Here is a 26,269-nt window from a genome sequence, read left to right as displayed (position 1 = left end):
GTTACTGGCGAAGATCGAAGACGCCAAGTTCGTGCCACATCCATTCGAAACTATATGTGGCCATCGGGTCCACCGGATCGGGTTGCCTTGAGGACTGGTTTTCGAGATATTTGAGCCACTCGGCGACTTTTTGGCGGCCGGCTGCTGATTTTGCAGCCTGACGTGGCGTCTTGTTGCCGAGCATGCCGACCGGCTGATCAAGGGTGTCACGATATTGGCGGTCCAGGAACTGATGGACGACCTGCTCGGCGATTTCGGGCGGTATATCGGATGTGGCGCCTGCCTGAATGCGGGAAGGAGGATCAGCCATCATTTGCTCAACGGTGCGGATTTCGGTGAGGGGCGTTCGGACGAGATCACCCAGAGCTTGCCGGATCAGGGCTGCTCCCTTCTCCGCGCGCTCTGCTGAATTTGTCGCCAGGTGCAGGAAGCGTCCCTTCATCTCGACATTTCCCAGCACGCGAGAACCGTTATCCATCGTGGTGTCGAGAGAAAGCGTGCCGCCGAGTCTCCCCTTGGGTTTCTCTTCTAGCCAGGTCCAGGATTTTGCGTTTTCCTGCGACATGCCGGGAATGGCGTTCATCTGCAAGGCAATGTCCCGCGCTACCCCTGCTGCCAGCGGAAACCTGACATCGTGGAATACGAGATCGTCACCGTCCGCATTCTGGACTGACGGCATCCCCATCGTCCGCTCAAACGTGTCGAACAGCCATGAAAGAGTGAACATAGAGGCCGCTGCCTGCAGGTCTTCATCCCTGATGGCCGGCAGCTTCTTCGCATTTTTTTGCCGAACAGCCGGCGCAGGCCATCGAACAGCGCGTCGGCGGCCTGCGGTGTGAACGGTAACAATCCCCCTGCAAAGACATTCTTACCCACCACGGGCACGATGCGAGCGGCGATCCTGTCCCACTGCTTCAGCGTTTTCGTGGCCGTCCCCTCGCTAACGGCGATCGGCTCGCCGCCGCGAATAAGGTCGCGCGCCATGAGCGACTTCCCCGGGACCACCTCGCTGACTTCGTACAAGCTCATGATGGAGGTTCGCAGCGCTTTGATATAGGCCTTCGATTGGGCGTTTTCCTTCCAGCCGCGACGCTTGAGATATACATCGACAATGTTGCCGCCCTGGACCTCGAAGTCCTGGGTCAGGAAATCCTCGAAGGCGCAGCCCCACAGCGTCATGGCCCAATCGTCGCCGAGGATTTCGGCGACGTCCTCGAATTCCATGTCTCCTGCATCGAGGGCCGGCCCGAAATGATCCTCAAACACCTCCTCGAAATACTTGCGCCATTCATCGCGGGCGAGGAATTTCATCAGACCCTTGAGGTCATGACTGGTCGGCATGGAGGATCTCCAGTTTATGGCGGTGTTCGGCGACGATACGTGAGACAGTCGGTCCGCTCACGTCGTAAAGTCTAGCCATTTCGGCGCAGCTTTTGCGGCCCGACAAGACACTTTCGGCGATTTCCCGGCGTTTTTTCGGATCGAGTTTTCTGCGCCGTCCCCCGATCCTGCCTTCGGCTCGTGCCTTGGCGAGAGCGGTCGTGGTCCTTTCCCGGATCATGGCACGTTCGAATTCCGTGAAGGAGCCGACCATCTGCGTCATCATGCGACCTGCGGTCGTGTCGATCGCCCCGCTGAGTGACCAGAACCCGGCACCTTCACTTGTGGCAACGAAAGGACCTAATGGATCCTGATGCGCAATTGGCTTGGTATCGATCAGCCCGGTCACGGTACCGCGACGCCACGCCGACCATCTGCACGAAAAGATCGCTGAAACGGGGGCCGAAATCGCGTCACTACGTCCTGGTTCGGCAACCGAACAACCGGCTGTTTTTGGATGCGCTACAGCGCTCAGCGAAGCAGGCTCTCAATTCTCGACTATGTGCGACAGCGTCTCGGATCGGTCGCGGGTCAAGGCTATCCGGCAACCGGGTGGTCCTTCGATCACCATATCCATGTCATGTAAGCGCGCGATCGCCGCCACCAGACTGAGGCCGAGGCCGTTGCCGGGTTCGTGACGGCTCGGCTCCGCGCGGTAGAACCGCTTCAGAACCATGGTTCGGTCGGCCTCGGAAATACCGGGGCCGGTGTCGCTGACAGAGACGATGTCGGCTGCGCCGCTGCGGGCAAACCGGACCTCGACGGAGCCGCCTGCCGGCGTGAATTTGATCGCATTGTCGATCAGGTTGGCGAAAGCCTCGAAGAGCAGGCTCGGGTCACCGCGCGAGGGTCTGGCGGGCTCGCCCTCGAAATAGGATCTGAGCGTGATGTTCTTGTCCTCGGCCAGCGGCTCGTAGAACTCGACGGCATCGGTGACGATGGCGCCAAGGTCGACGTCGATGAAACCGGCCCGCCGCGCGCCGTCCTCGATTTCGGAAATGCGCAACAGCGCGCCGAAGGTCTTCAAGATGCCTTGCGTTTCGGCAATCGCCTCGTCGACGCTTTCGGCATAGTCGGCAGTGGATGACGACCGTCTTCTCGAACGGTCGAGACCGGCAAGCAGGCGGGTCAGCGGCGTGCGCATTTCATGGGCGATGTTGTCGCAGACGCCTTTCACCTCGTTCATCAGCCGCTGCAATTCGTCCAACATCTCGTTGACCACGGCGACAAGCCGCCCGACGTCTCCGCTGCCTCGCGTCGGCAGGCGGCCGGAGAGGTCGCCCTTGACGATGCTGCGGGTCGCCCTGGTGATGTCGTCCAGTTGCCGGACGGCACCGGCGCCGATCAGGATCGCTCCAACCAATCCCAGAACCGTCGTCACGCCGCCGGCGAGCAACATTGCGCCGAGCAGGACGTCGCCGAATTCGTTCAATTCGTCGACGCTTTGCGCAACAAGCAGGGTTTGGCCTGTCGGCAATCGCCAGGTCAGCCCGCGAAAGGGCGCCATGGGAAGATGGCTTCCGTGGCCAAACTCGAACGGGGCGGTGGCATTGTCATGTCCGGCGGGGAAGGGTAGCGGGTTGCCGGCGAGGACCTTGCCGGTCGCATCGTAAAGGGTAATCGGCCGCTCGGTGGTGGCGTCGTCGCGCTGGCGGTTGTCCAGCCTCTGCGCCAGCGCGGTCGCATCGAGACGCGATAGCACCTTGCCCTCACGCTGCACCCACTCGTCAACCCTGTTCGAGAGAAAGCCTTTCACTTCCCATGAGATGAAGGCGAAAAGTGTCAGCGACGCCAGGCCGAACAAAGCCAGGAACGCGATCGCCAGCCTGAAGCTGGTTGTCCTGGAGAGCTCAACCAGCCGCATTGAGGACGTAACCCGAGCCGCGCACCGTCTGGATGACCGACGGCTCGCCGGCCGTGTCGATCTTGCGCCGCAGCTTGCTGACATGCACATCGATGAGATTGGTTGGCTCGTCGTAACGGTAGTGCCATATCTCCTCGAACAACATGGTGCGCGTCACCACCTGTCCGGCATTGCGGACAAGATATTCCAAGAGCCGGTATTCCCGCGGCAGCAGGTCGACGAGCTGGCCCTGGCGGCGAACGGTGTGTGTCAGAAGGTCCACCTCCAACGAGCCGGCACGCAGTACGGATTCGGTTATCGGTGCATTGCGCCGGCGGAGCAGGACATCCAGTCTGGCCGTCAGCTCAAGGAAATCGAAAGGCTTGGTCAAGTAGTCATCGCCGCCGGCCTTCAGTCCGCGAACGCGTTCATCGACGGCCGTCAAGGCGCTGAGGATCAGCACCGGCGCATGGATGCCGGCCGCACGCAGCGCCGCCAGCACGCCCAGCCCGTCGAGGTTGCCCGGCAGCATGCGATCGAGAACGATGGCATCATAGGGATCGCTGATCGCTTTCACGAGACCGTCGCGGCCGGTGAAGGCCGTCCGCGTCTCATATCCATAGTCGACAAGCGCAGCCTCGATTTCGCGCGAGGTCTGCGCATCGTCCTCTATCACCAGTATGGTTGTCACACTGCACTCCGACGGCGAGCAAGGTCATGTTGTTGCTTGCATATGGTATTCCTTTAGACGCATGCGACCTAGATCGGTTTCGCGCCAACATTAAATCGGATTCATGTTTGATTCCGGAAAGCCCTCGGCGGAGGTCCACAGCGGCGACCTGACGATGGCAAAGGAAGGTCACTGGCGGGCCGCGACGAGACTGAGCAAATCTGGTCATGGTCGCCTCTCGCGCCTATGTTTTGCGGGAGATGCAAATCCGGTCGGTGCGTTTGGCGTCAGCCTGGTCCTGGGAAGCTCGGTTTCTCCTTCCAGATCCTCTGATCCGGCAATTTCGCCATATCATGGGAACGGTTCATCTTCCGGTGGCGAGAATGGCGGTCCGATGCGTATCCTGATTGTCGAAGACGATGAAAAGACGGCAAGCTACCTGAAGCGCGGGCTTTCGGAAGCCGGCCATGTCGTCGACCGCGCTCGCGACGGCGCGACGGGCCTGGCCATGGCGCTGGAAGACATCTACGACGTTCTCGTCCTCGACAGGATGCTTCCGCAGATGGACGGGATCGAATTGGTCAAAGGCATCCGGGCCCACGGCAACCAGGTGCCGGCGTTGATGTTGAGCGCCCGCGCCAGCACGCAAGACAGGATCGAAGGCCTACAGGCGGGATGCGACGATTACATCGCCAAGCCCTATGCCTTCTCGGAGATACTGGCGCGACTCGACGCGTTGGCAAGGCGCGTCCAGCCGACACGGCGGCAGGCGGTGCTGAAGGTCGGCGACCTGGAGCTTGATGTGCTTGGCCGGCGCGCGGTGCGCGGTGCACGCCACATCGATCTCCAGTACCGGGAATTCCTGTTGCTGGAGCTGCTGATGCGCCACGCCGGCCAGATCGTGACGCGTTCGATGCTGCTCGAAACGGCATGGCCCTATGATTTCGAACCGCGCGGCAACGTCGTCGACATGCATATCCACCGCTTGCGCGGCAAGGTGGATGAGGGGTTCGCCGCCCCGCTGATCCACACGGTGCAGGGCTCGGGCTACGTTCTCAGTCCGCAGCGGCCCTAGCGAATGTTCCTACCTGAACGATATTTCATGTTCGGGCGAACGGGCCGACATGAACGCGACCCCATGGTGATTGTGCAATGCAGCAATTGCACTGCGCTGCCTGTCGAGAAGCGGGACGCCGGCCGAAAACTGTCTCCAAGGGCGCTCCCATTTTTTGGGCACGCCGTTGAAACAGAGAAATGCCAGCCGTCTCTTCCGCCACAACGGCAGTCGAACCATGGAGCCCCCTGTGCGCGACGACCCTGAAAACCAAGACAACCAGACAACTAGTGGCAAGACGGCAGACGGCCAGAGGTCCGCTCTCGGCACGGTACGGTGGCTGGCGCTCGGCGTGATCCTTGTCGTGGCGGCAGGTGCCGGAGCCCTGACGCTCCGCCAGGGCGATACCGCGCCGCTTGCCAAGATCGCCGCCGCGCCGATTCCGGTCACCGCCGCCATTGCCTCTGTACGCGACCTGCCGATCGCGCGCACCGGGCTCGGCACCGTGCTTCCGCTGAACCAGGTCGACGTCAAGGCCAGGGTCGACGGACAGATACAGCGCATCTTCTTCGGCGAGGGAGAGGAGGTGAAGGCGGGCGATATCCTTGCCCAGATCGATCCACGGGCCTATGCCGCGCTGCTCGCGCAGGCGCAGGCCACTTTGCAGAAGGATGTCGCGCAGCTCGCCAATGCGCGCGCCGATGAAGCGCGGGCGACGAAGCTCACCCAGTCCGGGGCCGGCACCACGCAGGCGGCCGATACGGCCCGCGCCCAGGTTGCGGTCATGCAGGCGGCGGTTGATGGCGATCAGGCCGCAGTCGATACCGCCAAGCTCAATCTCGACTATGCTACGATCACCGCGCCGATCTCCGGGCGCGTGGGCCTGAAGCAGGCCAATGAGGGTACGCTGGTGCATGCCAATGATGCCACCGGCATCGTCACCATCACCCAGATGCAACCGATCGCCGTGCAGTTCTCGCTGCCCCAGGACCAGTTGCCCGACCTTCAGTCCGGCCAGTCCGCCGGGTCGCTCCCGGTTGCCGCCGACGCCAGGGACAGCTCCAGGAAGATCGCTGACGGCAAGCTGACGGCCATCGACAGCCAGATCGACACGACGACCGGCATGATCAAGCTGAAAGCTGAATTCGACAACAACGACAAGGCGCTCTGGCCGGGGGCACTGGTGACGGTTCAGGTCGGTGTGCGTACCGAGCATAACGCCGTCGTGCTGCCTTCGGCCGCGGTGCAGAGCGGCCAGAGCGGCCCCTATGTCTTCGTCGTCAAGCCGGACAACACCGTTACCATCGCCAAGGTGACCACAGGCGATGTGGTCGGCGACGTCACCATGCTGACCTCCGGCGCGGTGGCCGGCGACAACATCGTGGTGTCTGGCCAGTCCCGCCTGACCGAGGGGACGAGCGTGAAGGTGACGCAGGCCGACGACCCGTCCCAGAAGGTGGCGCTGGAGACGAAATGATGAGCATCTCGGAACTCTTCATCCGGCGCCGTGTCGGCACCTGCCTGCTGGCGCTCGGCGTCCTGATGCTGGGCGCGGTGGCTTATTTTAGCCTGCCGGTGGCGCCGTTGCCGCAGATCGACTTCCCGACGATCGAGGTTGAGGCGCAGGTTCCGGGTGCCAGCGCCGACACGATGGCGAACACGGTTGCGACACCGCTGGAAAATTCGCTGTCGAGCGTTTCCGGCGTGACGCAGATGACGTCGTCCAGTGCGTCGGGCCGCACCACGATCGTCATGCAGTTCGACCTGACGCGCGACATCAATGCCGCAGCGCAGGATGTGCAAGCGGCGATCTCGGCGACCAGCGGCTTGCTGCCCAAAAGCATGACCAGCCCGCCGACATACCACAAGGTCAATCCGGCAGAGGCGACGCTGCTGACCCTTTCGCTGAGCTCCGACATCATGGCGACGACCGAGCTCGACCACTATGCCGAGGACGTGATCGCCCAGCAGTTGTCGCAGATGATGGGCGTCGGCCTCGTCGACTTTCACGGGCCGCAACGCCCGTCGGTGCGCATCCGACTCGATCCCGAAAAAGTCGCCGCGCGCGGCCTGACGCTGGAGGACGTGCGCACCGTCATCGGCCAGCAGACGGTCAATGCGCCGAAAGGCTCGCTCAGCGGCGATGGGCGCACCGTCGTGCTCGGCGCCACCGATCAGCTTGTCGATGTGCCGGCCTATCAGGGAATGGTGGTGGCCTATCGCAACGGCGCACCGATCCTGCTTGGCGACCTCGGCACGGTTCTCACCGCGCCCCAGGATACGCACCAGGCGGCCTGGCTGCAGGGCACGCGCTCGGTAATGATCGATATCCACAAGCAGGCCGGCTTCAACGTGCTGAGCACCATCCAGTCGATCAAGGACCGGCTGCCGGCGCTATCACAAAGCTTGCCGGCATCGGTCAAGCTGACGGTGGTGGGCGACCGAACCCAGATCATCCAGGCATCCGTCGCCGATGTGCAATACACGATGCTGATCACCATCGCGCTGGTGGTCGGCGTGATCTTCGTGTTCCTGCGCAATTTCTGGGCGACGGTGATCCCGAGCATCACGATCCCGCTGTCGCTGTTTGGCACGTTCTGCGTGATGTATCTGCTCGGCTACAGCCTGGACAACCTATCGCTGATGGGCTTGGTCATCGCGGTGGGTTTCGTCGTTGACGACGCGATTGTTGTCATCGAGAACATCACCCGCCATCTCGAAATGGGCAAGTCGAAGACCATGGCGGCGATAGACGGGGCGCGCGAGGTGACCTTCACCATCATCTCGATGACCATATCGCTGATCGCCGTCTTCATCCCCATCCTGTTGATGGGCGGTGTGGTCGGCCGGCTGTTCCGCGAATTCGCGGTGACGGTGAGCATCGCCATCCTGATATCGGGCCTGGTTTCGCTGACCGTGACGCCAATGCTGTGCGCCTGGCTGATCAAGCCTGACCACGACCGCCAGCATGGACAGTTCTATCGATGGTCGGAGCGGGGATTCCAGGCCGTGACGAACGGCTATGCGCGTTGCCTGGACGTCGTGCTGGCGCATCGCGCGCTGATGCTGCTGGTCACGGTCGGCACGCTGGCGCTGACGCTATGGCTCTACACGATCACACCGAAGGGATTCCTGCCCGAGCAGGATACCGGATACATCCAGGGGCAGGCACAGGCGGCCACCGACATTTCCTTCGAGGCGATGTCGACGAAGATGCAACAGCTCGGCGCTATCGTGCAGAAGGATCCCGATGTCGACAACGTCGGCTTCTGGATCAACCCCAGCCCGTCGGTCAGCGTTGGACAGATCCAGGTCAACCTCAAGCCTTTTGGACAACGCAAGGCCAGCGCCAGGCAGGTGATGGCACGACTCAAGTCGGCCGCGGCCAACATCGAGGGCCTGACGCTGAACATGCTGATCCGCCAGGACATCCAGATCGGTGGGCGCCAGGGCGCGGCGCAATACCAATACACGCTGCAAAGCGGCGATTCCGCCGAGCTCGACAAATGGGCGGCGACCATGAAAAAGGCGATTGCGGCGCTGCCTGGCCTGCTCGACGTGTCGTCGGACGCGCGGCCGGCGGCGACCAGCGCGACGCTCGATATCGACCGCCCGACGGCGGCGCGGCTCGGCGTCAGCGTGCAGGCGATCGACGACGTCCTCTACGACGCCTTCGGCCAGCGGCAGGTCGCCACGCTGTTCACGCAGGTCAGCCAGTACCATGTGGTGCTGGAGCTCGATCCGAGCTTCCAGCTCAACACGGATGCGCTGAGCCGCCTGTATGTCCGCTCCTCAACAACGCAGAAGCTGATCCCGGTGAGCATGCTGGCGAGTGTGAAGAACGGCGTCCTGCCGGTGACGGTGAACCACCAGGGCTCGCTACCGGCGACGACGCTGTCGTTCAACCTGGCGCCCGGCGTGTCGCTCAGCGATGCGGTGACGGCGATCCACGCCGCCGAGATCAATGCTGGAATGCCGGTCAGCGTCACCGGTTCCTTCCAGGGCACCGCGCAGGCCTTCCAGGATTCGCTGGCCAGCCAGCCCTGGTTGATCCTGGCGGCGGTGATCGCGGTCTACATCGTGCTCGGCGTGCTCTACGAGAGCGCGATCCACCCGTTGACCATCATTTCGACGCTGCCGTCGGCGGGGCTCGGTGCGTTGCTGGCGCTGCTGCTGTTCGGGCAGGACCTGTCGATCATGGGCATGATCGGCATCATCCTCTTGATCGGCATCGTCAAGAAAAACGCGATCATGATGATCGACTTCGCACTGGAGGCTGAGCGCGAACGGGGTCTCAGTCCGACCGAGTCGATCCGGCAGGCATGCCTGATGCGCTTCCGGCCAATCATCATGACGACACTGGCCGCGCTGCTCGGCGCCCTGCCGCTGGCGCTAGGCCATGGCCCCGGCGCCGAACTTCGCGTGCCGCTTGGCATAGCGATTGTTGGCGGACTCGTGATCTCGCAGATACTGACCCTGTTCACAACACCGGTCATCTACCTGACCTTCGACCGGTTCGCCGGTCGGCGAAGAAAGCGGGCGGTTAAGGCTGCGCCAATTCAAATCGCCCTCGAATGACGCCGGGCACGATGTGGCTGCATGTTGCACGGTTGAATCGAAAGAGCCCCAATTGGGGTTGGGTTGCTTTGCGATGGCCAGCTTGAAGCCGGCAAACTGCGATCGGTGTGGGCCTTTCCCGCGCCGACAAAAAACCTCGCCAGCCGACGGTTTCGGAATTGTGACAGCCGGCGCGCCGCCTGCTGAGGCTGCCCAAAGGCACCATGAAAGGGCCAAGCTATCCCGACAACACATTGCTGATTCAAGCTGCCGCACGGGTCAAGGTCTCGCAGTAGTACGCGACGTTTCCGCAAACCACGCCTTGGCCTCGGGAAAAATACTCATCGCGATCGACAATTCCGTGCCTACCCAAGATGGGTATTACGCCATCGCCCCCACCGAAGAAGCGCGTATTGCGAAGGTTAAGAGCTTTCGCGACTGGATTTTGAGTGAGGCAAGCGAGACGCAGAGACGTTTGACTGTTTGAAGGCGGCCGCCAAGGCGAAGAAAAATCAGAGCTGCACGATCACCGTAAAAGTGGGGGGTAGTGCAGACCGGTTGGAACCTGATCCGAAAAAAATGGGCGCGGCGACCAATGCTTACTGACGGATCGAGGCCGGCACGCCGGCATCGCAGATCGGCGCTGTTGGCGCGGCGGTGTCATCACCATGCGCCATAGACCTGCGGTGCTCTACCTTCCCGGGCCGTTGTGCTCACCGTACCGATGTTCCGGACTCTCGCATCGCGCTCGGGCAGCGCGCTGGCCGGCTCGCATCACTAGCCTCGCCATCCAGCAGGGGAAGCTTCCCTGACATTCGTCACGATGCGATGGGGCAACTTCCTCAACCCTGCTCGGATTTGATTGTTCCCGCGGCAAGGCCAGGGAAACGTGGCGACAAATCCGGCCAAACGGCGTTCGGCCAGACCGAGACCGCGCAGTCGACCGCAGCAATTGCGCTCGCTGGATAAGTCGGTCTGCTGGGCGCCGCGGCGACGGCGGATATGCGTCTTCGCTAATGTAGCGGGCGATGACATGACAGCCGTCGGGTGCGATCCGCACGACGCGAACATGCCCTGTAAGCACCACATAGACTGAGCGCGCCTCGGACTCCGGCTCGAAGATCGGCGACTCCTTCGCAAACCGTACGGACCGGGGGTCTTGAGAACGCTGTCGAGTTCCGCGGAGTTTAGGCCCCCGAACAGCGACAGTCGCGCGATAACCGAGCGGTCAAGCGGCAAACTTAGCTCCTCGCTGCCTCATGACTCCACGGCGGCCGCCAGGCGGCCCAGCTATATTTCGCGCACCAGTTGCGCCAGCGCAAATCGCTAGCCCGCGCCGTGGGCTAGAAAGTTGCAACGGTTGAAGCCGTGACGCACTCAAGAAAGGACTTTTCCATGAAACTTCGCCTGATTACCGCCGCCGCCGCCCTGCTCGCTCTTGCCGGCGCCGCAAATGCCGAGGAACACATTGTCCAGTTGCTGACAAAGGGAGACAAGGGTTCCATGCTCTTCCAGCCCAATTTCATCAAGGCGGCACCGGGCGACACGGTCAAGTTTGTGCCTGGCGACAAGACCCACAATGTCGAAACCATCCAGGGAATGATCCCCGACGGCGCCCAGGAGTTCAAGGGCAAGGTTGGTGAAACGATCACCGTGACGCTGACGCAAGAGGGCGTCTACGGCGTGAAATGCAATCCGCATTACGGCATGGGCATGGTGGCGCTGATCGTGGTCGGCAAGCCCGTGAACCTCGACGCGGCGCAGGCCGTCAAGCACATCGGCAAGGCCAGGACCGGGTGCTGTCACATTGATTTTGGCTTAACGGTTTGACGATAAGTCAGGTTGGCATGGTCGAAGCATGCGCCACCTACAAGAACCATCGCTTCCCGATCGAAATCGTTGCTCATGCCGTCTGGCTTTATTACCGGTTCGGGCTGAGCCTGCGCGATGTTGAAGAAATGCTGCTGGAGCGGGGGATCGTCGTCTCCTACGAGACCATCCGCCGCTGGGGAAAGAAGCACAGTCCCGATTATGCACGTCGCCTGCGCCGCAAGGCGCCATCGAAAGACGATGTCTGGCATCTTGATGAGGTAGCCGTGCGCATCAACGGCAGGCGGTGCTGGCTGTGGCGCGCCGTCGACCAGGACGGCTATGTGCTGGATGAGATCGTGCAGACCCGCCGCAATACCAAGGCGGCCAGGCGTCTGCTCATTCGTCTGCTGAAGAAGCAAGGCCTGTCGCCGAAGCGTATCGTCACCGATAAGCTGCGCTCCTATTCAGCGGCAAGACGTCAGGTCATGCCCGATATCGAGCACCGGTCGCACAAGGGCCTCAACAACCGGGCGGAGAACTCTCACCTGCCGTTTCGAAAGCGGGAGCGAATTCGGCAAGGCTTCCGCAGCATTGGCTCCCTTCAGCATTTCGTCTCCGTCTTCTCCGCCATACGCAATCTCTTTGTCCCCTCCCGCTCAAACAGGTCCGCCACGCAGATCCGAACTCACCGCCTCAATGCCATGGCAGAATGGAAGGCCGAGGCGTTGCAGATTGCCTGAAAACAGCTGTGGGCTTCCGCGCGTCCACGCTTCAAACAATGTGACAGCGCCATTTCAAATACCCGGGCAGAATGGCCTGCCGCCCTATTCAATCGCCACATAGAACGGCTTGCTGATTCCCACGAGAGACCTGTCCTGCTTTCTGATCACAAAGGCCTCAGCAATGTGAACGCCTCGATATTGCAGGGTTTCCCAGCGTTGGCCGTGGGTGTCGGAGCTTTCAAAGCCACCTCGCAGCTGACCCCTTTGTCTTGCTTCCTCATCGGTGTTGGTGACGCGCCACTGCACGTCAAAGTCTGTGGGGAACGGGAGACCCGTCGACGTTACAGCTCGAAACTCGATCTCACGACCCGCCGGCAGCAATTCGAGCGACCTAACATCTCGGATCCTGTTGTAGCCCTTGGATTGATACAGGGACGCCTTGATGTTTACGGCTATGCCCTGTCCGGGCGACCGTCGCCATTTGGGCTGCCGCATATAGGGTAGATGCGGAAAGTCCGGGGTGATCACCCTCCCCCCATAACGCTTCAGCAGGGCAATCAAATCGCCCGCAACGTCGGCCAGTGCGCCTGCAGATTCCGTAATGATATTTGCTGCGGCCTTGGATACGGACACTGCCGCCTCGGTGTCGACGTTCTTCGCAAACTTGTCGCCAAAGACTCGACGCCATTTGCTGATGCTCTCATTCTGGTTCGGCTCGTCGTAAGCTTCGTCGACCCACTGCCTGTAGGTGTGAATTTTGTCCCGGAGATTTGTCCACTGTTCTTGGGCCAGGCCGGCTGCGAAGTCCTCATTCCACATGTATGGGTTGCGAACGGCAGGTTTGGTCGCGTTGATCTGAAGCCAATCGTCCCAGCGGCCGAATATTGTCTTCAGCGCCGTCGGGACGTCGGCCACATAGGCCTGGCCGTTGTCCTGGCTTGTCACCCGCTCGCCGAGCATGGTGGTCAACAGCACCGATGAGCAGGTAAATCGGGTCTTGATGTCCCGCATGTACTTGATCAGTCTGGTGACCTTCCTGAACGTGTTCGATCCCGTCCACCCGTTCCGCTCGATCAGCCAGGCCGTGTATTGCTGCGGCTCCGTTCGTTCGAAAGCGTTTGCATCACGATTGCAGACTTCAAGCTGGCCGTTGACGAGCCGGCCGACCACGCACGGGGCGACATCGATCTTCTTGTCGTTGGCATAGGTTACTGTGACGCAGTGCGACCACCGCCTGACCATGTCTCGGTAGGTGTCGCTGGCGCGGAACTGGGCATAGAGATCGTTGATGTAATCTTTGGCCTCCCACCCTTCGACAGGATTTACATACACGAGAAGGTCAGCGTCGAACTCGCCTTTGTCGACGGGCTTGATGATGGTCTTGTGCGCCCAGGATCCTTGCGGCACCCAGTCAATGACAATGTCGGCCCACTCGGATCCGTCGATATAGGCCTCGATCGCGTCGATGCTGGTTTCGAGGCTTCCAATGCGTGTCTGGTTGAGGTTGACTTCATCTTTCAGGAAGTCGCTGAAATGATTGAGCAGCTTCATGCGTGCACTATGACCTGATGAACGTTGGCGATATATTCGTCCCACATGCGGTTGAGCTTCGGGGCTGAGAGGTCATAAGCCCAAGGGACGACTTCCGGGGCGCCTCCGACGGCGGCGTTGTAGTCCCCCATGATCATCATCACGTCCTGCAGGGGATAATTGTCCTTGCGCGCGATCTGCAGCCTGGTCTTGACGCGCTCGATCTCGGCGGCGGCGCTGCGGTGAGCGAGACAAGAGCCCAGAACGTCCGTGGACATCCAGAACACCATCAGCGCGAGGAAAATCCGCATGATGATGAGTGCCGTAGCATGTTCGACATACGGCAGAGCCGCGAATGCGACCGCTGCGAAGGCCACGACAAGCACGACAAACAGGGCCATCATCGCGAATGCGCTGATTTTCTGCAGTGCGGCTGTGTAGAATGCCGACTCATGAAGCATTTCGGCGAGCCGCGCGGGACCCGCCGGGATCTGGGTATTGTAATAGTCGGCCTTGATCGAGGCTTCGGCTTCTTCCTCGCTGACCGTCATCTTAGCCCGGAACGCGAGGGTTTCGTCGGCCGACATTTTGTACCCAAGGCCACCAACGAGCAGGGCCGCTCGCCTCGCGGCCTCGGCCGCGTCCCGGGTACGCTGGTAGCGGCTGTAAGCCAGCCACCATATCACCAACAGGACCACGGCACCGATGGTCAGGAAATAGGTCAACGTCTCGTCGATTGTGATGACCGAGATAGCACCCGGCAAAGCCACAAGCAGTTGCAGCCAAAACAAGAACACGCGGTGGCTCGCGGCACTCTTATATTCTTTGCGCAGGTATCCGACGAGTATTTCGGGCGAAAGCGACATTGTTTCCCTCGGCAATAAAAAAATCAATGCCGAAGATTTGGTGGTCGCTTCGAAAGAATGTAAGGGTAAAAAAGATGTTTACGCAAAAAAATTTGCTCTTCGGCCTGCAGGGCGAAACATCGCGGCAAACTGAGGGCGGAGCGCGAGGGTCGGGTCCCTGGGACCTCGGGCGATTTCCTTTCGAACTTCGTCGACCAGGTGCGCTTCAATCTCATCGCGACCGGAACCAGTGTTTCACGGCCGAGTTGATCCGCCGCCGCACTTCCCGGTCGATCATCGCCAGCAATGAGGTCTCGACCACGGTGAGCTGCACCAGCGGTCAGCATAATGCCGGCCTTCGCATATCGGTAACCGCCCCGCCATGCCGTCTCTGCCTTGGTCGCGGCTGTGACTAGCTCCTGCGTGTCGTCCGTCGGATCGAGGTCGACTGCCTTGCCGGCGTGGCTTCATCTATCGCCGTTGAACGCGTTGGCGTGCATGAACACGAACCCCTGCACCGCCGCTAGTTTATCCCGCCGCGATCTCTCGGCTGCGCGCGTCGCGTAGGCGGTCCACGGCCTGCTGCATTTCGACAAGCGTCCATATCGGACCGCCGTGCAGTCCGATCCCGATCGACCATGTCCGCGCACTTCTTCAGCTCGCACCCATGAGGCGCTCAACCGCCTCGCAGTGCCTAGCGCTCGAGGCCAGACCATACCGGCTTCGCTCCCCTCTCCTCTCGGCGCACTCACTTATGCGGCATGCAATAGACCCCCTCGGATTCCATCAGTACCGCGCCACCCTTCAACTCGCTCAGTGCGCCGACCCACGCTTCGGAATAAGTGCGGCTGGCATCCACGGCCGTCAGCCAGAGAACGCGATTGTCGGCCAGTTCGACTTTGACTTCCTGCTGCAAAGGGCTTGCCTGCACGGTCTGTTGATAGTGGCGTTTGATCCTGACATTGCTGGCCGGAAACTCAGCTTCGTTGCTGCCGTAGTTCAGCACAAATCCAGTGTGGTCCTCAGCCACCGAGCAACTGCCATCACGCTCGCACACGATTTTGGCAGCGGTCTTGCAGTCCCATTTCAGTGAAGCGGGCCACATAGGATTGTCCACGCTTGATCGCGGCCTGTCGCTCTGACCCGCCGCCGTCAACACTGCGCCTGTGTTCATAATCACAGTGGACAGGAGAAGCGCCTTGAACACTACAAACCTCCCTGGATTGTCACCCTCATAGTGCCTCTTCCTGCGTGATCGCCTGGCTCATGGCATGTTGAGATTGAACCAGCTTTTCTGGCGCACGCCGTTCGCGTCATCATACTCGATGAACCAGGGCTTTCCGCGCATCGGCCGAGAGATGGTGTAGCAGGTGGGGCTATTACCAAGGGAATGCCCTCGATCGTTTCCCGCGGTCTGAATTGTTGCCGCAACCACCTTACCGTCGATTTCGATTTGGACCGGACGTGATCCGTCTCCATGATGCCCGCCGAGGGCGTGGTTTTTGAAAACAACGGGCAAGGAGAGCCTATCGGCCGCGATGCGGCAGATGTTCCGTTCCTGACCTAAGCCCGGCCGATCGGATTCGGAGCTGCCAACTGGTTGCCAGCCAGACGGACAATCCTCATACTTCTCAAATCTCGCCGCGCTGGAGTTGGCTTGCGGACAGGTCGGCCAATTAAAACCCGGGGCTTCCATCGCCGCAATCAACTTGTAAATTGGCGGGTGGCACGAGGGGGTGCCTTGCCAGTCGCCGGAAAGACATAGGAGGACCTGACAGCCCCATTCCGACGCTTTTGATTGGGATGGAAGAGCTGCTGCGCCCGCGATGGCGACGGCACCCCCCAGAAGGAATTTGAGTATGGTCATAGCCCCTCGCTGCAGATTTGACAGTTTACTATGGATGATCCGCGCGAAAAAGGACAGGTCGAAAAGGCAGGTTTGTGCGACTACATCGATTTATGAAACGAGACGACGGAGGCGTGGTCAACAACCCGTTGCGCGCTAACATTGCACTGACGCTTGAGCGGGAGAGAGCCAGACGCGGCCTATCCCATATGCACATGGCCGAACTGTTTCGGACCCCCGAGGGCGAAAAACTGGCCTATCGAACCTACATTCAGACTGTGCGTCAGAAAAACAATGTCACATTGACGACGCTGCAGATCATGGCAAACGGGCTTCATGTGTCTGTCGCAGAACTGCTCTCCGGCGGGAAAAAACTCCCCGAATGGGCGCATCAGTTGGACGAAACTGCGATCCGCAAGCGCCTTGCACACATTATCGACATGGAGCGGCAACGACGCAATATGCTCCGCTATGAGATGGCTGAGCTCATCGGCGTGGCGGAGGCCACATTCATGAAACTGGAGCGCGCGAGCGGGAACATCAGCGTGGACACGATTGCCGCGATCGCCAAGGCGTTGAAACTGGATCCGGCGACGTTCCTATTTCGGGATAAGGTCCCGCCAACCTGATTTACGTGTTATCGATGCAGCCGGAGGCGCAGGCGCGCCCACAGAGAACTTTGCTGGTGAACTGACCGGCCAACGCCAAACTCATGCTAGACGGGCCGACTTGTCAGCACACGACAGAAACCGCTTCAAGCTCAAACCGGCCAACAAAATGTAGGGCGGCATGGCGAGCGAATAATGACCACAGTTTAATTCCAAAATATTTGGCCTAGCTCCGGCGTCCTTCAGCCTCTGCATGAACCTCTCCGATAGCTCTGGCAACACCACTTTGTCTCTCTTAGCCAACACAACGTGAAGATCGAGATCAGGCCGTGCCAAATTAGGTGCGTAATTCTCCAAGTTAAGTGGACCCCAGGCCCTTTTGAGATCGGTCAGCTCAATCTCAGGCTCGAGGCTAGCACGTATCAATCGTGTCGCGCGACCCGTCCAAACCATATCCGCTAGACTCCCCGCAGTCAGAAACAGCGAGGCTTTTGACACAGCCGAGTCGTGCGCCGCGAGCACCCCCGCAACCCAGGAGCCTAAGCTCATACCGAGAACCGAAATCTCTCGATAGCCTTCGATCTTCAACCAACGTATGAGTTTTCGCCCATCCAACACTGCCTGCCTTACAGATTGGATCGTTCGACCGAGATTAGGGCTAAGCATATAGTCGGCGTGCACGGAGCCGGGACGGCTGCGCTCGAAGTGATAAGGCATAGCAATCTCGACAACCGTGATGCCACGCTGCGAGAAAAAGTTGGCAATCTGACGATTCCGGGAGCTTGCATTCCAATGGTGAAAAATCACCATCGCCTGATCGAACGACCCGCTTTCTGTGATTTTCGCCGAGACGACATTGTTCTGTTCGATATCAGTAGAAATGTCCGATGGAAATTGGAGCCACCCATCTAGCCTTTCAAACCCCTGATCACTCACATTCGGGTCATCGAAAAAGGCTGGATCAGCCACGGCTTGGTCCGCAAGGGCACAGAATTCTTCGATACTTGTTATCTTATTCGCACCTGGAAAGGCGCGTTCCGCGTCAAGGGCGAAATCCGTTGGTTTCTTCCCTTCCTCACCGCGTCGCGCCCGCCGCTCATCCCAATGATCAAGCCAACTATGATACATTCTGATTGTTTCCCAACTTACTCGCTTGCCATCGCCCCAACCCTGGATCAAACAGCCCGTATATTGCGAACAGCACTCCAACGCCCAGAAGGATCGAAAAGCCAGCAAATGCATCGATCAGCAAGTAGCCAGCCACGAGTAACGCTACGGTCGCTGACATCCTCCACAAAGACATACAAAACCGAAGTTCGACACCTAAACGGATGGAGCCGTACAGAAATACCGCACAGGTCGAAATAGCGATAAGAAGGCTACTGTAATGGGTCGGCCTACGGTAGCTGATCCAGGCGCTGACATCATTGCGCCCATAGAAGGCGGAAGACATATCGCCGACCAACCAAGCCACAATATTCTCTCCACGCGATGTGAGGTAAGCACTCTGGAGCTTCATGACTATGGCGATCAAAAGCCCCAAAACAGTACACCGAAAAATCGCACGCATAATCCTGAGGCTGGCTTCATGGAGCTCGTGTTGATAATCCACCTCCGGCCGATTACTCGCTGCTTTTCCAATTCTCCAAAGATCATGGATCACTGTATAAAGCAAAATGAGCCCTACGAAGAACAGATAAAAACAGAGGCACATGTATAGGTAAGCGAGCCCCGTGAATACGATCGCTTCCGGCACCGATATGACTTCAGGGCGCACAATCGCTAACGAGCCCCAATCCGTCGCGTAGTTGCCACCACCTTTGAGCAACGGGATTAAAGACACGCCGATCCACTGGAAAAGACCGGCGAATACCACACAAATCAAAAAAACCGCCCAATATGAATACGAAGAAGCTTGTACGCTGCGCGCCCAGGCATCGTCGCTTTCCATCTTGTCGCCCTGCGCTACAAGCTTTGGGCGGCCTTCATCTTTCCAAAAGGTCACCAGCTCGGTCACGAAGGCAAAAAACAGTGGCAAAAATACCATGAAGACGAACGTCCAATTCGCTGTCCAAAGAAATCCAACCTGCTTGACGACGCCATCCGCCCGGCCATATGTCACGCTGTGAATCCCCGTAAGATACGACAAAAACCCAAGAGCGGTGACACCCGCAAACACCGACGCCGGTAAATTCAGGGGAGATCCGCGACTAAAAAACGCCTCCGATTTCCTCGCTAAACTAAAACGCCGGCTCGGCCCCTTGGCGTCAGTATCCTGGGTCAGCTCTGCCGGGGAGTCTGTCTCGTCATCGAAGGTCGCAGTCAGTGCCGTATCTGGAATCTCCTGTGCAACGCTGCTTCCGGCCCCCTTCCATTTTCGTCTCTTGGCGGATAACCGCGATTGCGCCGCACTAAGCTCGATCTGCCATTCGCTAGTTGCGACTGGATCATCGCATCCGAAAATCCTCGCCAGCCAACGAATGTTGGCAGTGCTAATTCCCTTCTCGTTCTCTTGAAACCAAAGCTGCACCGTTCGCAGATCGACCCCGACGTGGTTGGAATCAATCTGTGAAATCGCCTCTGCAAGAAGCTCGGGCGTCCATGGGCCTGCAGGAAACCCGTCTTTGCCCAAAGGCCGACCCGCACCCGCCGCCGCCAGTGGCTTGAATAATTCTTTGAAATCACTCCCGTCTCTCGGTGGAGGGAGAAATAACTTTCCGTTTCTAAACAATGACTTACAGGCTCTATTTTCGTTCGATTTCGCTAGGCTTCGTATCCTATCGTGCCTTCGTCCTCAATCAACGTCTTTTCTCGCCTCCCCAGGTATCAGTTACGTGGAGCCGGTCGATGCCTATTCAATTAGTCTTTAGCAACGGACAGATGGTGGCGGCTGAAGGCGTCGCGAAACTGATTGCGAAACATCGCCAGAGCGTCGCTGAGCTTGAACGTCTCGGCAAGCGGGCGATGGAGGCCGAGGGTACGGACGCGATCTTGCTGGGTCAAAGGCTGGACGCGGTCATGGCGGAAGAGGCCGCGATGCGAAGGCGTGCTGCCATTGCTCCAGTAGCCACTATCGCGGAAATGAAAATGAAGGCTGCTTATTTCCAACGGCTGACGGCTCATGGCTGGTGCGAGATTGACGTCGACGATTTGCGCGCGTTGCTCGGTTCCTTCACGAAACTGCAGTCCTAGGAGAAGAGTGCCGAAATCCATGAGGCCACGGTATTCCAGGCCACGTAGATTCCCGCCGGCACCAAGATGATCGCGATGAATGCGATAGCATCGCCGATGGCGCCGTCGGTGCGTCCTTCCACGGGATAGTAATATTTGTGCGCCTCATCGTCGTGTTTCATTGTGGACTCTCCGACCCTTGGCTCAGCAGCAGTTGCACAGGATGCTGAAACGTCGTGCCCCACAGGCCTGTGCGTTTCATCTTAGCGTTGATTTCCGCGACAAGGTAGTTCTCATTGACGGCTTTGCCCTTTGCTGTTGTTGCGGCAAACGCGTATCCGGTCGCTATGAGCGCGGTGCCAACGTCAATTGTTTCGCCATTCAGCTGCGCACCGCAAACGACAAAAACCGCCTTGTCTAGGGCGTAGCCAATTGGCTGGCATGAAACCGCGGCGCTATCGAACAGGGCTGCCAGATGCGCCAGCGAGGTGTTCCCGCAATCGATTTTGTTCCCATTTGGCTCTTCGGCTGACGTGCCGCGAAGACATGACTGGACGCCATAGAGGCGGAAAAGCTGATCTCCGTCACGCCAGGTATCTCCGGTCAGCAGTTGAGCCGATTTCGATACCGCGACGGGAGTGGGTACCCTAGAGTTGGTGGCATCCTGCGCCTGTGCCGATGCGCACATGGAAAATGCGGCCAGCACTGCAAAGCTCGCCTGTTTCATTCCTGGAACTGTCCACCGAGCTCGGCGGAGTGCTCCAGGTCGGGGCGCAGGGACTTGCCGTCCTTGTTGCGTCCGATTGCCGCCATGTCGAAAAAGACCATTTCGTCATCGTCGTAGGCGACGTTGTACGGGTCGTTTGCGCTGCCCGCACCCACGAGAGAGAAACACGACACGGCATCGGGTTCACCCTTCTTGCTTTGCAGCACAAGTGTTTTGCAAAGCACGACGGATGCACGATCGTTGTAGATTCCTTCTTCATAGTCCTGCGCGGCGTGCGTGCAGTCCCACTGTTGGGTTTTGTAGGTAATCTTCGGTTTTGGGCAGGCCGCAAGGCCGCGCAGTCGATACGGCACGCCGTTGATGACGCGTTCGGTCGCCGACGGCACCTTGACCGGCGAGATGAGGGCGGCCGCGTCGCGCTGAAAGAGCGCGCCTTTCCCATCGTAGCGTTCATAGACGAACACCTTCTCGCCCGGCTTGGCAAACTGGAGCAGGTAGCGCTCCGACGGCTGCGCGAAGGCACTTGGGGCGTCGGCGCCGGCAGCATAAGCCACGGCACCCTGGAGCAGCAAAACGGTGCAAAGGGCAGTCTGTTTCATCGAAATCCGTCCCTGCGGCGCATATCGTGTTGACACTTTACTAGGGCTGCGTGTAGCCATAGTAAAGTGTTAAATTTTGGCGACAGTATGAACACTCGATTCGCTCTCCTGCTCACCCTGTGTGGCGCTACGATGCCGTTGGAAGCGCCCGGCCGGGACCTGGCATCAGACCGCGTAGCAGTCGCCTTTGCAACGCCGGCAAAAGCCATTGCCGCGGTCGGGGCGCCAAGGCCGGGGGAGTGTAGGACTGGAAATCGTGCTGAGGTCGCCCAACTTGTGCGTTCGATCGCGCAAGACGAAGGGTTCGACGCCGATCTGGCCGAGGCGATTGCATGGGCTGAAAGCGATCTCGGCGCCAGTCAGGGTCCGTCTAAGGCCGGAGCCCTGGGGATCATGCAGCTGATGCCGGCCACGGCGGCCGATCTCGGCGTGCGGGACCGTTGCGATACGCAGGCAAATGTCCAGGCTGGCCTTCGCTATCTCAAGTCACTCTATGACGAGTTCCAGGATCCGCTGCTGATGCTTGCGGCTTACAACGCCGGGCCCAACAGCGTCTACAAGGCGCAGGGCATTCCGGTGAATCCGGAGACGGCTGAATACATCGTGAAAATTTTGAACCGCTGGAAGTTCGGCGGTGTCGTGAAGAAGTCCGCCCTGACCAAATCCGAAATGCTCGCGGACGCTCCGCCAGCAAACGAGGACGCTTGGCAGGATGGTCATGTCATGGATTTCGGCAACTGAAAGGAGCCAACGGTGGAATACAGGAAAGCGGGCATGTTTGCCCTAAAACTGGCCTTGGCCTCAGTGGTCGGAATAGCGCTCGCGCCAGCCACTGCGTATGCCCAGTCGGCCGCGCCGGTCGAAAACGTACTGGAGTGGTTCGTCGGAGTTCTGCAGGGCAACATAGCGCGCTCATTCGCCATCATCGCGGTCTGTTTTCTCGGCTTCCTCGCCATGACGGGCCGGCTGGCGTGGATGATGGCTTTTTCCATCATCATTGGCATCGCTCTGATCTTCGGCGCTGCCCAGTTGGTGGATGCGGTTCGCGCGACCGCGGGAGGCAGTTGAGACATGGATGACGAGGAAGTCTATGTCGAGCCGGTCAGCCTGCCACTGACACGCCCCCCGATGAAATGGGGGGTGCGCTACGAGGTTTTCGCGCTGAACGGCATCCTGGCGGTGATCGGTTTTATCGCCACAAGCAGCTTCATGCTCGGTCTCGGCGTGTTCGGCGTGGTGCATCTGGTCAGCGCCTATCTGTGCCAGCGCGACCCCTACATATTTCATATTTTCGAGCGGCGCATCTCCAAACGCGGAGCGGTGGCGAACATTACTTTTTGGGGCGCGAGGAGCTATTCGCCGTGAACCTCGATGCCGACCTGAAATTTGGCCGTGAGCGCCGCCGCGAAAAGCCCGCGGCGATGCACATCCCCTACCTTCGCCATGTCGATGACAATCTGATCGTGACGAAGAGCGGCTTTCTGGTCGGCGCCATCCAGCTCAGCGGCCTGCCGTTCCAGACGATGGACCAGGCCGAGTTGAACAGCCGCATGTTCAACCGCAACACCACGTTCCGCAATCTCTCGACCTCTCGCTTTGCGGTCTACACAACGATCATTCGCCGCCATGTGACACCGGAGATCGAAGGCGACTTTGACAATCCTTTCGTGGCCGAGCTCGACGCCCGCTACATGGATGAGCTTGGGTCGAAAAACCTTTTCGTCAACGAGGCGTATCTGACGGTTATACGGCGCCCCATGGTCGGCCGGGTCGGCTGGGTGGACAAGGCGCTCAACGCATTCCGCATCAGTACCGCAGGCGAAGAAACCCGCGAAGAGGCGATTGCCGAACTGCATGACATCCTTGACGGGATGGTCAAGGATTTCACCGCTTATGGGGGGCGCCTTCTCGGTGTCGTGAAGCGCCGCGACAGCTTCTTTTCCGAGCCCGCGGATTTTTTGGCGAAGATCCTCGCCGGCGGCGTCGACCTGGAAATGCCTTTGCCGCGCATGAGCCTTGGCGATGTGCTGGCGACGCGGCAGCTGTTTTTCGGCAAGTCCGCGCTGGAACTTCGCGGTCCGGACCAAGCCAAGCTCGGCGCCATGGTGTCAATCAAGGAATACCCGCCGTTCACCGCGCCGGGCTCATTGGACGGTCTGTTGCGCCTGCCGCATGAGTTTATTCTGACTCAAAGTTTCGCGATCGAAGACCGTGTAACGGCGATGCGCAGGATCAACACCATCGCCAACCAGGTTGAGGGTTCCGACGAGGCGGGCACGACGGTCGAGGAGTCCGTCCATGATGGCGCCGACAAGCTGGCCGGTGGCGAAGTCGTCTTCGGACAACATCACATGAGCGTCATGGCATTGGCGCCGGACATGAATGGCCTCAACCGTGCGCTATCCGACATCACGGCCGAGCTTTCGCGCATGTCGATCGTGCCGGTACGCGAGACTCTGAACACGGAACTGGCCTTCTGGGCGCAGTTGCCGGGAAATTTCAGCTACATCGCGCGACGTGCTTTGATCTCGTCCCTAAATTTCGCCGGCCTTTTTCAGGACACAATTTCCCGTCCGGCCAACGTGAGCGGCTGCATTGGAAACGGCCCATCGCTTTGCTCGAAACGACCAGCCAAACGGCATACTATTTCAATTTCCACGTTCACGATGTCGGGCACTTCACGGTGTTTGGCCCCACCGGCTCGGGCAAGACTGTGGTGCTGTCGTTCCTGATGGCGCAGGCGATGCGCATCATGCCTCGGCCACGATGCGTTTATTTCGACTACATGCGCGGCGCTGAAATTTTCGTTCGGGCGCTCGGCGGTCGCTACGAGGTGATGGAACCCTCTCAGCCGACCGGGTTCGCGCCATTGCAGCTTGAGGATACGGCAGAAAACCGTTCTTTCCTGGAAGATTTGCTCCTCTATATTCTGACGCCGGAAGGCGGCGCGCTTGATGTGGCGGAGATGCGCGTCATCAACGCCGCCGTCGACATGATCTACAAGATCCCGCGCGAACAGCGGACCTTCGACCTGCTGCCGGAAGTGCTGCGCGGCTCGCTCATGCCTGGCATGAACGATCTGGCCGCGCGGATACAGCCCTGGCTCGACCCGAAGGACAAGGGCTGGCTTTTCAACAATCCCGTCGATCTCATCGATTTCTCGAAGCCGGTTGTCGGCTTCGACATGACCAGGATCCTGGGCGACCGAAAGCTGCGCTCAGCAGCGTTGCTCTACATCTTCCATCGTCTTGAGGAGGTCATCGACGGCTCGCCGATCATGCTCTTCCTCGATGAAGGTTGGAAGCTGCTGGATGACGAGGTTTTCGCTGCTTTCATCAATGAAACACTGAAGACCATTCGTCGCCGCAACGGCGTGGTCGGCTTCGGCACCCAGACAGCGGAAGACGTCGTCAGTTCCTCCATCTCATCGTCGCTGATCGAGCAAACGAAGACCAACATTTTCTTCCCCAACCCGAAGGCGAGCAAGGAGTCCTACATGGAGCGCTTCTCGCTGACAGCGAAAGAATTCGAGTTCGTGCGCCGCACCGCGAAGGAAACTCGCACCTTCCTCGTCAAGCACGACAGCGACTCGATCGTAGCCAAGCTCGATTTGTCGGCGATGCCCGATCTCATCAAGGTCTTGTCCTCGAACGAAGCCAACAGCAAGGAATGCGCACGGCTCCGGGAGACCTTCGGCGACGAGCCGGAAATGTGGCTGCCATACTTCTGCGGATGGGAGAACGAGCATGACGAAGCGGCTTAGCAGCGCTTGTCTGGCCGTGGCTCTCGCGACGGCGGAAAGCATGAGCATGGCTGCCGCTCAGATCGCGGTCATCGACGGGCCGAACCTCGACAAGCGGCAAGAGGACGAGCAGCACAGCACGAAGTCGGATGAGGCCAAGAAGGACGAAACCGACAGGAAGAAAAGCGTCGTCTGCACCTATTCGAACAAATACCGCTCACAGATGTTTCGCCGGTCGCCAGCAGAAGCGTTGCAGCGCGACGCGGGCAACGTGAAGATGATCCGCTATTATGCGCAAAAGTACGGCGTGCCCGAAGGCCTGGCGCTTTCGGTTGCCTATCAGGAATCGCGCTTCGACACATGCGCCGGGAGCCACACAGGCGTCAAAGGCGTCATGCAGCTGACCAAAGGCACCGGCAAGTCCATGGGACTGGACCGCGACGTGAACGAGCAGAATGTCGAAGGCGGCGTCAAATACCTCGGAATGGGCGTGAAGCAATGCGGGGCGACGAATTACAGCTGTCTCGCCTCCTTCTACAACGGATCAAACGCTGGCGAGCAGAACCAATGGGCCGGCGGTGTCGGCCGCTGGAACAGCTACTTCAACGACTATGTGTCGAGCGGCAAGGCTCCGGCCGCCGCGCCGCCACCGTTCTCGATCGTAACGGCCGACGGCGCAGGCGGCTCGGCCCAGGGCGCGGCCATGGGCACGGTGAGGAAGGCAGCTGGCAGCCTCGATGCAAGCTCATCGCAGATGGGCGCCAACAACGCTGCAATCGACGCGCTGGCGGGCAACGTTGGCCAGGTGACCGAATACAAGGATGCGTGGGAGCTGAACTCATCGGCTCGTGGGATCAACGCCGATGTCACCAACCAGTACCTCGGCCAGTCGGGGGATTTTACGACGTTGCTGGCCCAACTTCTATCGTTGCAGAATGTTCAGGCATCGCAGTCGGCCAAGCTGGTGCAACAGCCGAAGAGCGGCTCTCCAAACCCGTTCTCTTGTGATCCCGCGGAATTGGAGCGGTTGAGGATCGATCGCGGCCGGTGGCTACCATGCGCACTTGAGAAGGCGGGGGCAAGCTCGGCCGACAGTCGCTCGATGATCATCACCAGTGATCCTGCCGGCGCTGCCAGCGTGATCAATTCTCTACAGCAATAGG

At 59.7% G+C, this 26,269-nt stretch carries 22 protein-coding genes and 3 pseudogenes; 12 read left to right on the top strand and 13 right to left on the bottom strand.

The window, feature by feature from the left end:
- Position 1: 1 nt before the first annotated feature.
- The 4 genes and pseudogenes from HB777_36210 to HB777_36195 form a co-directional block, all read right to left on the bottom strand.
- Positions 2-1,341: pseudogene (locus HB777_36210) on the bottom strand (hypothetical protein).
- A pseudogene (locus tag HB777_36205) lies at positions 1,325-1,663 on the bottom strand (recombinase family protein). The pseudogenes HB777_36210 and HB777_36205 overlap by 17 nt, the downstream one beginning before the upstream one ends.
- Before the next feature lie 204 nt (positions 1,664-1,867).
- Positions 1,868-3,244: a HAMP domain-containing protein gene (locus HB777_36200; GenBank protein QND69212.1), complete on the bottom strand. Its 1,377-nt coding sequence runs from the start codon at positions 3,242-3,244 to the stop codon at positions 1,868-1,870.
- Positions 3,231-3,914, bottom strand: coding sequence for a response regulator transcription factor (locus tag HB777_36195; GenBank protein ID QND69211.1), 684 nt, complete (start codon positions 3,912-3,914; stop codon positions 3,231-3,233). The genes HB777_36200 and HB777_36195 overlap by 14 nt, the downstream gene beginning before the upstream one ends.
- Positions 3,915-4,287: 373 nt before the next feature.
- On the opposite strand from HB777_36195, the gene HB777_36190 reads away from it, so the two are divergent.
- From HB777_36190 to HB777_36170, 5 genes are all read left to right on the top strand, one after another.
- Positions 4,288-4,968: a response regulator transcription factor gene (locus HB777_36190; GenBank protein ID QND69210.1), complete on the top strand. Its 681-nt coding sequence runs from the start codon at positions 4,288-4,290 to the stop codon at positions 4,966-4,968.
- A 217-nt stretch (positions 4,969-5,185) separates the two neighbouring features.
- Positions 5,186-6,424: an efflux RND transporter periplasmic adaptor subunit gene (locus tag HB777_36185; protein ID QND69209.1), complete on the top strand. Its 1,239-nt coding sequence runs from the start codon at positions 5,186-5,188 to the stop codon at positions 6,422-6,424.
- Positions 6,424-9,525, top strand: a complete 3,102-nt coding sequence (locus tag HB777_36180) for an MMPL family transporter (protein ID QND69208.1) — start codon at positions 6,424-6,426, stop codon at positions 9,523-9,525. Before HB777_36185 ends, HB777_36180 begins: the two co-directional genes overlap by 1 nt.
- A 1,374-nt stretch (positions 9,526-10,899) precedes the next feature.
- On the top strand, positions 10,900-11,334 hold the full coding sequence (locus HB777_36175; GenBank protein ID QND69207.1) for a pseudoazurin: 435 nt from the start codon (positions 10,900-10,902) through the stop codon (positions 11,332-11,334).
- Positions 11,335-11,351: 17 nt separating this feature from the next.
- Positions 11,352-12,056 (top strand): IS6 family transposase, encoded by a 705-nt coding sequence (locus HB777_36170; protein QND69206.1) that lies wholly within the window; start codon positions 11,352-11,354, stop codon positions 12,054-12,056.
- An 84-nt stretch (positions 12,057-12,140) separates the two neighbouring features.
- Here the strand turns inward: HB777_36170 and HB777_36165 are convergent, their stop codons facing one another.
- From HB777_36165 to HB777_36150, 4 genes are all read right to left on the bottom strand, one after another.
- Positions 12,141-13,589, bottom strand: coding sequence for a nucleotidyltransferase (locus HB777_36165; protein ID QND69205.1), 1,449 nt, complete (start codon positions 13,587-13,589; stop codon positions 12,141-12,143).
- Positions 13,586-14,434, bottom strand: coding sequence for a hypothetical protein (locus tag HB777_36160; GenBank protein ID QND69204.1), 849 nt, complete (start codon positions 14,432-14,434; stop codon positions 13,586-13,588). Before HB777_36160 ends, HB777_36165 begins: the two co-directional genes overlap by 4 nt.
- A gap of 727 nt (positions 14,435-15,161) precedes the next feature.
- Positions 15,162-15,620, bottom strand: a complete 459-nt coding sequence (locus HB777_36155; protein QND69203.1) for a hypothetical protein — start codon at positions 15,618-15,620, stop codon at positions 15,162-15,164.
- A gap of 57 nt (positions 15,621-15,677) precedes the next feature.
- The gene (locus tag HB777_36150) at positions 15,678-16,280 is read right to left on the bottom strand and encodes a hypothetical protein (GenBank protein QND69202.1); all 603 of its coding nucleotides are present in this window, start codon (positions 16,278-16,280) and stop codon (positions 15,678-15,680) included.
- A 92-nt stretch (positions 16,281-16,372) separates the two neighbouring features.
- Here HB777_36150 and HB777_36145 point away from each other — a divergent pair, with 92 nt between their 5' ends.
- The gene (locus HB777_36145; protein ID QND69201.1) at positions 16,373-16,888 is read left to right on the top strand and encodes a helix-turn-helix transcriptional regulator; all 516 of its coding nucleotides are present in this window, start codon (positions 16,373-16,375) and stop codon (positions 16,886-16,888) included.
- An 81-nt stretch (positions 16,889-16,969) separates the two neighbouring features.
- Here HB777_36145 and HB777_36140 read toward each other — a convergent pair whose 3' ends face one another.
- Positions 16,970-17,995 carry a dienelactone hydrolase-related enzyme gene (locus HB777_36140; GenBank protein QND69200.1) on the bottom strand — a complete coding sequence of 342 codons (1,026 nt, stop codon included), beginning with the start codon at positions 17,993-17,995 and terminating at the stop codon, positions 16,970-16,972.
- On the bottom strand, positions 17,985-19,598 hold the full coding sequence (locus HB777_36135; protein ID QND69199.1) for a hypothetical protein: 1,614 nt from the start codon (positions 19,596-19,598) through the stop codon (positions 17,985-17,987). Before HB777_36135 ends, HB777_36140 begins: the two co-directional genes overlap by 11 nt.
- 116 nt (positions 19,599-19,714) lie before the next feature.
- On the opposite strand from HB777_36135, the gene HB777_36130 reads away from it, so the two are divergent.
- Positions 19,715-20,059, top strand: a complete 345-nt coding sequence (locus HB777_36130; protein QND69198.1) for a hypothetical protein — start codon at positions 19,715-19,717, stop codon at positions 20,057-20,059.
- Here HB777_36130 and HB777_36125 read toward each other — a convergent pair.
- Genes HB777_36125 through HB777_36115 form a run of 3 tightly spaced genes read right to left on the bottom strand, consistent with a single transcriptional unit; the run spans position 20,056 to position 21,364 of the window.
- Complete coding sequence (locus HB777_36125) at positions 20,056-20,220, bottom strand: hypothetical protein (protein ID QND69197.1); 165 nt, start codon at positions 20,218-20,220, stop codon at positions 20,056-20,058. The genes HB777_36130 and HB777_36125 overlap by 4 nt on opposite strands.
- On the bottom strand, positions 20,217-20,765 hold the full coding sequence (locus tag HB777_36120; GenBank protein QND69196.1) for a thermonuclease family protein: 549 nt from the start codon (positions 20,763-20,765) through the stop codon (positions 20,217-20,219). The genes HB777_36125 and HB777_36120 overlap by 4 nt, the downstream gene beginning before the upstream one ends.
- A complete protein-coding gene (locus HB777_36115; protein QND69195.1) occupies positions 20,762-21,364 on the bottom strand; it encodes a hypothetical protein in 603 nt (200 codons plus the stop codon). Before HB777_36115 ends, HB777_36120 begins: the two co-directional genes overlap by 4 nt.
- A gap of 87 nt (positions 21,365-21,451) precedes the next feature.
- Between HB777_36115 and HB777_36110 the strand changes: the two genes are divergently transcribed.
- The 5 genes and pseudogenes from HB777_36110 (at position 21,452) to HB777_36090 (ending at position 26,268) form a co-directional block, all read left to right on the top strand.
- Positions 21,452-22,105, top strand: a complete 654-nt coding sequence (locus tag HB777_36110; protein ID QND69194.1) for a transglycosylase SLT domain-containing protein — start codon at positions 21,452-21,454, stop codon at positions 22,103-22,105.
- Positions 22,106-22,117: 12 nt separating this feature from the next.
- Positions 22,118-22,432 carry a TrbC/VirB2 family protein gene (locus HB777_36105; GenBank protein ID QND69193.1) on the top strand — a complete coding sequence of 105 codons (315 nt, stop codon included), beginning with the start codon at positions 22,118-22,120 and terminating at the stop codon, positions 22,430-22,432.
- Positions 22,433-22,435: 3 nt separating this feature from the next.
- Entirely contained in the window at positions 22,436-22,729 is a 294-nt protein-coding gene (locus tag HB777_36100; protein ID QND69192.1) for a type VI secretion protein, read from the top strand.
- Positions 22,726-25,127, top strand: a pseudogene (locus tag HB777_36095) (VirB4 family type IV secretion/conjugal transfer ATPase). The gene HB777_36100 and the pseudogene HB777_36095 overlap by 4 nt, the downstream one beginning before the upstream one ends.
- On the top strand, positions 25,111-26,268 hold the full coding sequence (locus HB777_36090; protein ID QND69191.1) for a transglycosylase SLT domain-containing protein: 1,158 nt from the start codon (positions 25,111-25,113) through the stop codon (positions 26,266-26,268). Before HB777_36095 ends, HB777_36090 begins: the two are co-directional and overlap by 17 nt.
- Position 26,269: the final 1 nt, after the last annotated feature.

The sequence above is a fragment of the Mesorhizobium loti genome, assembly GCA_014189435.1.
Taxonomy (GTDB): domain Bacteria; phylum Pseudomonadota; class Alphaproteobacteria; order Rhizobiales; family Rhizobiaceae; genus Mesorhizobium; species Mesorhizobium loti_G.
The sequence above is the reverse complement of the archived record's forward strand: the minus strand, read 5'-3'. Positions and strand labels throughout refer to the sequence as shown.

What these genes read in the sequence shown, in the direction of transcription:
- HB777_36200 (QND69212.1), bottom strand. Translation starts at nt 3,244, where the DNA reads ATGCGGCTGGTTGAGCTCTCCAGGACAACCAGCTTCAGGCTGGCGATC.
- HB777_36190 (QND69210.1), top strand. Translation starts at nt 4,288, where the DNA reads ATGCGTATCCTGATTGTCGAAGACGATGAAAAGACGGCAAGCTACCTG.
- HB777_36185 (QND69209.1), top strand. Translation starts at nt 5,186, where the DNA reads ATGGAGCCCCCTGTGCGCGACGACCCTGAAAACCAAGACAACCAGACA.
- HB777_36180 (QND69208.1), top strand. Translation starts at nt 6,424, where the DNA reads ATGAGCATCTCGGAACTCTTCATCCGGCGCCGTGTCGGCACCTGCCTG.
- HB777_36175 (QND69207.1), top strand. Translation starts at nt 10,900, where the DNA reads ATGAAACTTCGCCTGATTACCGCCGCCGCCGCCCTGCTCGCTCTTGCC.
- HB777_36170 (QND69206.1), top strand. Translation starts at nt 11,352, where the DNA reads ATGGTCGAAGCATGCGCCACCTACAAGAACCATCGCTTCCCGATCGAA.
- HB777_36165 (QND69205.1), bottom strand. Translation starts at nt 13,589, where the DNA reads ATGAAGCTGCTCAATCATTTCAGCGACTTCCTGAAAGATGAAGTCAAC.
- HB777_36160 (QND69204.1), bottom strand. Translation starts at nt 14,434, where the DNA reads ATGTCGCTTTCGCCCGAAATACTCGTCGGATACCTGCGCAAAGAATAT.
- HB777_36150 (QND69202.1), bottom strand. Translation starts at nt 16,280, where the DNA reads ATGACCATACTCAAATTCCTTCTGGGGGGTGCCGTCGCCATCGCGGGC.
- HB777_36145 (QND69201.1), top strand. Translation starts at nt 16,373, where the DNA reads ATGAAACGAGACGACGGAGGCGTGGTCAACAACCCGTTGCGCGCTAAC.
- HB777_36140 (QND69200.1), bottom strand. Translation starts at nt 17,995, where the DNA reads ATGTATCATAGTTGGCTTGATCATTGGGATGAGCGGCGGGCGCGACGC.
- HB777_36130 (QND69198.1), top strand. Translation starts at nt 19,715, where the DNA reads ATGCCTATTCAATTAGTCTTTAGCAACGGACAGATGGTGGCGGCTGAA.
- HB777_36125 (QND69197.1), bottom strand. Translation starts at nt 20,220, where the DNA reads ATGAAACACGACGATGAGGCGCACAAATATTACTATCCCGTGGAAGGA.
- HB777_36120 (QND69196.1), bottom strand. Translation starts at nt 20,765, where the DNA reads ATGAAACAGGCGAGCTTTGCAGTGCTGGCCGCATTTTCCATGTGCGCA.
- HB777_36115 (QND69195.1), bottom strand. Translation starts at nt 21,364, where the DNA reads ATGAAACAGACTGCCCTTTGCACCGTTTTGCTGCTCCAGGGTGCCGTG.
- HB777_36110 (QND69194.1), top strand. Translation starts at nt 21,452, where the DNA reads ATGAACACTCGATTCGCTCTCCTGCTCACCCTGTGTGGCGCTACGATG.
- HB777_36100 (QND69192.1), top strand. Translation starts at nt 22,436, where the DNA reads ATGGATGACGAGGAAGTCTATGTCGAGCCGGTCAGCCTGCCACTGACA.
- HB777_36090 (QND69191.1), top strand. Translation starts at nt 25,111, where the DNA reads ATGACGAAGCGGCTTAGCAGCGCTTGTCTGGCCGTGGCTCTCGCGACG.